Raw genomic sequence first — 5,684 nt, forward strand, 5'->3', positions numbered from 1 at the left:
CTGACTTATTTTCAGCATAATTTTATAATCATACCCTATTTATAAAGGGTCGAGGCAGTTTTTCTATTATTTAGTAAAACTTTCGGATAGCTGTAATAAATTATAAATGTGTCGTGGAAGAACATAATATTAATAAATGAAAAAAATAATTATCCTATTTATTATGACTTTATTAATTGTCTCTTGTAAACTAACAAAAGATACTTATGACAGTGGTGAACTAAAAAAAATCGGGAGAGCAACAAATGATTTAAAAACTGAAAATTGGAAATTCTATCATAAAAATGGAAAGATATTTCAAAAAGGTAAATATCGTGATGGAAAAAAAATTGGAATTAGGAAAATGTTTCACGAAAATGGAAAATTGCATCAGATTGGAGATTTTAATAAAGGAAAATAAAATGGAATATGGAGATTTTTTCACGAAAACGGAAGTAAAGAAGGAACTGGAACACTAAACAATGGAAATTAATTGGTAAATGGGATTGGTTTCATACTAACGGCAAAATCAATACAGAACGATTATATACAAACGCAAAACTAATACCTATAATTAGTTGCTTTGATGGAAATGGAAAGCAATTAGATAAAGGTAATTTAAATGACGGAAATGGAAAACTAAATTTATTTGACATAGACGGCAATTTAATAAAAGTTCAAAACTTTAAAGATGGTGAATATCTAAAAAACGATATTCCATCAGCTATTTTTTCTACGTAAATTAGGCATAAGACATTACAACTTTAGAATTAGTAATTAATCAGAAGTTAGTGCCTTATCTATTAAATATAAAAGCAATTTTCATAAAAATAATCCCTTAAAATAATCGAAAAAAATATAGAAATAGTTTAGAAAAAATGAGTATCAAAACTTAACTTTGCAAAAAAAAAGGTTGAAATTTCTGTTTTCAATATTTCTAACATTAACACTATTACTAAACTCATTTAGTACTATCATTATTTGTGTTACTTTTAAAATCAATCAAAACGAAATTGCGAAAACACTTTGCGTATTGAGAAAACAAAAAAACAATAGTTGTAATGGTAATTGTGTTTTACGAGCGGAATTGAAAAAACAAGCCCAAAACGAAAAAAAACACGAAAATATTTTAAAAGAAAAAGTAGAAACCGTTTACACAATTAGTTCAATATCATACAACTTCACTCCTATTACACTTTTAGAAATTAATAAAAATATTTCTTCTTATTACGCTTCAAAACCAATCTCGGTTTCTTTTGCAATTTTTCATCCTCCCACCGCATAATTATATTTTTTAATTTATCATTTCAATATCTCGAAATGCATTTTTTGTTGACTTTAAGTCAACGAAACGATTATTAATATTTATAATTATCTAATGAAAAAAATAATTTTAGTCCTAATTCTTATTGGGCAATTTTCTTATGCACAAAACAAAACGGTAAAAGATAGCACAAAAACCGAACAGCAACTTGAAGAAGTAATTATAACTGCAAATCGAGGCGCTGCAAAACGCTCGGAAATTCCAGTTTCAGTAAGCAAATTAACTGCAAAAACTATATCTGAAACTAAACCAACAAGTATCTACGAGGTTATCAATAAAACTCCGGGAGTTTTAATGGTCAATCTCGGAAACGAACAGCACGCCATGGCAATTCGTCAGCCTATTTCGTACTCTAGTTACTTTTTGTATCTCGAAGATGGCTTGCCAATTCGTCCATTAGGCGTTTTTAATCACAACGCTTTGTTAGAAATAAACCAGTTTTCGCTTAATAGTATCGAAGTTGTGAAAGGACCGGTTTCTTCTATTTATGGACCAGAAGCCATTGGTGGAACAATCAATTTTATTACACAAAGTCCAACTTTAGACCCAACTTTCAAAATTGGTGTTCAAGCCGACCAATTCGGTTATAAACGTTTGCAGGTTGCCGGTGGTGCAACAATTGGAAAAGTTAGTTTTTATGTTTCGGGTTTAACTTCCGACCAAAAAAATTCTTGGTTAGCATCATCTGATTATTCTAAAAACAATATCAATGTGCGTTTGGATTATGATGTCACTCCAAACACCAAATTGACAACAACTTTTATGCAAGGAAAATACTATTCACAAACTAGCGGCAGTATTAACGAAGAAACTTTTAAGAGTAGAAATTATTCAAGCACAACCGATTTTACTTACCGAAAATCTGAAGCTTTAAGAACTAGAATGACATTAAACCATAATTGGAATGACAAATCCGAAACATTTGTAACCGTTTTCTATAGAGATAACAAACTGGGACAAAATCCATCTTATGGAATTCGTTGGAATCCAACACCAAGTGCAGCAAACGACCCCAATAAAGCAAGAGGAGAAATAAACTCAAACAACTTCAAAAGTTACGGTGTTTTAGCACAACATTCTCAAAAATTCGAATTTTTGAAATCAAATTTAATCGCTGGGGCATTATATGATTATTCGCCTAACGACTACAATTCGTATCAAATAGATTTGAAGGCCAGCTTAAATGCAGGAGGACTTTCAGTGAATAATTATCAAATTCTTGCCGAAAGACCTGATATAAAATTAGCAGATTACGAGGCAAAAATTAAAAATTCGGCAGGATATTTACAATATAGTTTTAATGTAATCGCTAAACTAAAAATTACTTTAGGAACTCGTTTTGACCAAATGGATTTGAGTTATATCAACAATATTGATAAATCTGAAGGGATAAAAAAATACAATAGATTTACTAGTAAAATTGGAGCAAACTTCAATTTGAATAAAAATGTTGGTTTCTACGGAAACCTTGCTCAAGGATTTGCACCTCCAGGATTAACCTCAATTTTTAGAAAAAAACCAGGGACAGGAACAGCAACAGTTCCAGCCGATTTTTATTATAATCTTAAACCTGCGCAATTTAATAATTATGAAATTGGCGGTTTTTTAAATTTACTTAAAAACAAATTATTTGTTGATTATGCAGTTTATTATCTACAAGGGAACAACGAATTATTAAGTATTCGCCAACCTGATAACTCGACCGATTATCAATCAGCAGGAGAAACAAGCCACACGGGAATTGAGTTTGGCGTAAATTATCAACCAACCCAGGAATGGCAATTTAGAATAGGCGGAACTACCGCCCAACACAAATTTATTGATTTTAAAGTGAGCGATAAACCAAGCGACCCAGTTCAGAAACTCGATGGCTTTGAGATGCCATCTGCTCCAAAATGGATAGGGAATTCAGAAGTGAGTTACTATCCAAAATGGTTACCTAATTTCAGAACATCAGTCGAATGGCAATATGTTTCTAGTTATTACCAAGACCAAATAAACACGGTAAAATATGATGGATATAGCTTTTTCAACGCTAGAGTCGCTTACAGGTATAAAGGCATAGAGTTTTACACAAACATTATGAATATAACCGATAAATTGTACGCTTATAATGTTTCAAAAGGAAACAACGCGACTGATAAAGCAACTTATACGGTTTCTGCACCAAGAACATTTATGTTTGGAATTCAATATAATTTCGATTTAAAAAAATAATTTTCACGAGCCAATCCCGCTATTCGTTACACTCTTTTTAAAGGCGAGAAAAATCGCCCTCAAAAAAGATTTTCAGTGCTACCCGACTATAAAAAAACTACAATGGAAAAACCTATTGCAAAAGAAAATCGATCTAAAAAGAAAGATTCAAAAATCATCAAAAAAATAAAGCAAAATATGTACAAATGGCATCGTACATTAGGAATTATTACATTAATTCCAGTTATATTTTGGACTTTATCAGGTATAATGCACCCTTTTATGGCGCATTTTTTTAAGCCTGAAATTGCACACGAAAAATTGGATATTAAACCAATTGAAACTACGCAAATAAAACTTTCAGTTCAAGAAGTTTTAATTCTAAATAAAATTGATTTATTCAAGAATTTTAGAATGGTAAGTTTTGCAAACCAAACGTATTATCAAATTAAAACAGTTAGAAATGAATATCGATATTTCAATGCTTTAAACGCAAAAGAATTAGAAAATGGCGACCAAAAGTATGCTGAATATTTATCAAGATATTTTATCGATGATGCAAAAAGTAATGTTGTAAAAATTGAATTATTAACCGAATTTACATCGCAATACAAGTACATCAATCGATATTTACCCGTTTACAAACTTATATTCGATAGGGATGATGAAATGCAAGTTTATGTAGAAACCAGTTCTAGTAAACTAGCAACTTACAACCCGAAATCGCGCCAAATTTTTATTTGGATATTCGATACTTTTCATAATTGGGCTTTTATAGATGCTATTGCAAACACCTACTTGCGGATAATTTCGATGATTTTGTTTCTCTCAATCATATTATTTTCAGCCATTAGTGGTATAGTAATTTATGGGTTTATGTGGAAGAAGTTTAAAAAAGTAACACCAACAAATCCAGAAGGGTTTTTAAGAAATAATCATCGCAAAATTGGTATAATTGTCTCGTTTTTGACTCTGACCTTCGCATTTAGCGGAGGTAATCACGCAATCCAAAAATGGCAACCCAATGTTTTGCCAAAAATGATATATGAACCAATTATAAACGTTTCTAACATCAAAATTCTATCAACCCAAACTAAGGTAGATTTGAGCCAACTAATCAATATTTCAATCATTAAATTCAAAAAAAATTATTTTTATCAATGTGATTTGTATGATGCTGAAAATGAAAAATGGGAAAAACAATTTGTAAATGCAAATTCAAATCTTTTAGAAAAAAACATTGAAATAGAATACGCACAATTTCTGGTAACAAAATTTTCGAAAATGTTAATAAATCCAACTTCAAATTGTTGCGAAATGGACGGCACTGAAAGTTACAATCCTAATTTTGTATTAAAAAGCAGTTCGATCCTAACCGATTTTGACAAACGAGAATATGGTTTTGTCAATAAGCGATTGCCAGTTGTAAAATTAGAATATAACACACCCGACAATACAACATATTACATAGAGACATCAACATCTAGTTTGGCATCTGTGGTAAATAGAAGCACTAGGCTTGAAGGTTACTCTTTTGCTATTTTTCATAAATTTTTATTGATGGAATGGGCTGGAAAAAATATTCGTGATTTGATAACTGTAATTTCCGCTTTAGGAATTTTAATTGTGAGTGTTTTAGGTTTGATTTTATTTTTTAAAAGAAAATGAAGGTGAAATAAAAAAATGGAATTCTAGAGTTTAATAGGATTAAAATAGAAAAAGATGCTGTGATGGCGTCTTTTTTGTTTGCATTTTTTTGTAACAATGAGGAGAACCGCTAAGGGAGTATAAAATATGCATTGAAGGTTTAATGAATAAAAACAAACTGGCTCAATATTTTATATATAGCCCTTATAGGTTGATTGATATAACTAAAGTAGTCTATATATAAGTCGTGTGTAATGCTCTGAGACCGTAAAAAAAAAATAAAGAATACGTCAATAGATTACAAAACAAAATTATAGTTTGTACCTTAGCGACAATGAAAAAATACATCAAAATAGTACTTCTAATTCTGATTTCGTGTTGCTATGTCAACACGGTATTTGAATTTTCGGATACCGAGGAGAAGGCTAATTTTGAAAATGAAAGCCATACTTATATCCAAAAATTTGATAATGAGTCATTTTCAAATAGTATAACACAAAGTATTCCGCATTGCGACATTAATTTTAACACCCCAATA

Annotated in this window: 5 protein-coding genes; all 5 read left to right on the forward strand. The window is 30.5% G+C overall.

Features of this window, described 5'->3' with window-relative positions; all coding sequences use genetic code 11:
• Nucleotides 1-136 precede the first annotated feature (136 nt).
• A complete protein-coding gene (locus ACH2BG_RS12035; protein ID WP_395047938.1) occupies nucleotides 137-400 on the forward strand; it encodes a toxin-antitoxin system YwqK family antitoxin in 264 nt (87 codons plus the stop codon).
• A 612-nt stretch (nucleotides 401-1,012) separates the two neighbouring features.
• The gene (locus tag ACH2BG_RS12040) at nucleotides 1,013-1,264 is read left to right on the forward strand and encodes a hypothetical protein (RefSeq protein WP_309755601.1); all 252 of its coding nucleotides are present in this window, start codon (nucleotides 1,013-1,015) and stop codon (nucleotides 1,262-1,264) included.
• Between the two features lie 93 nt (nucleotides 1,265-1,357).
• The gene (locus ACH2BG_RS12045) at nucleotides 1,358-3,520 is read left to right on the forward strand and encodes a TonB-dependent receptor (RefSeq protein WP_395047939.1); all 2,163 of its coding nucleotides are present in this window, start codon (nucleotides 1,358-1,360) and stop codon (nucleotides 3,518-3,520) included.
• A 102-nt stretch (nucleotides 3,521-3,622) separates the two neighbouring features.
• Entirely contained in the window at nucleotides 3,623-5,167 is a 1,545-nt protein-coding gene (locus ACH2BG_RS12050) for a PepSY domain-containing protein (protein ID WP_395047940.1), read from the forward strand.
• Between the two features lie 313 nt (nucleotides 5,168-5,480).
• Nucleotides 5,481-5,684, forward strand: a 204-nt coding sequence (locus ACH2BG_RS12055) for a hypothetical protein (protein ID WP_395047941.1), incomplete at its 3' end; no start/stop codon positions are given.

The organism is Flavobacterium sp. (genome assembly GCF_043779715.1).
Lineage (GTDB): Bacteria > Bacteroidota > Bacteroidia > Flavobacteriales > Flavobacteriaceae > Flavobacterium.

Bases quoted from the DNA above. Each gene is read 5' to 3' on its own strand.
- ACH2BG_RS12045 (WP_395047939.1), top strand. From the start codon at position 1,358: ATGAAAAAAATAATTTTAGTCCTAATTCTTATTGGGCAATTTTCTTAT.
- ACH2BG_RS12035 (WP_395047938.1), top strand. From the start codon at position 137: ATGAAAAAAATAATTATCCTATTTATTATGACTTTATTAATTGTCTCT.
- ACH2BG_RS12050 (WP_395047940.1), top strand. From the start codon at position 3,623: ATGGAAAAACCTATTGCAAAAGAAAATCGATCTAAAAAGAAAGATTCA.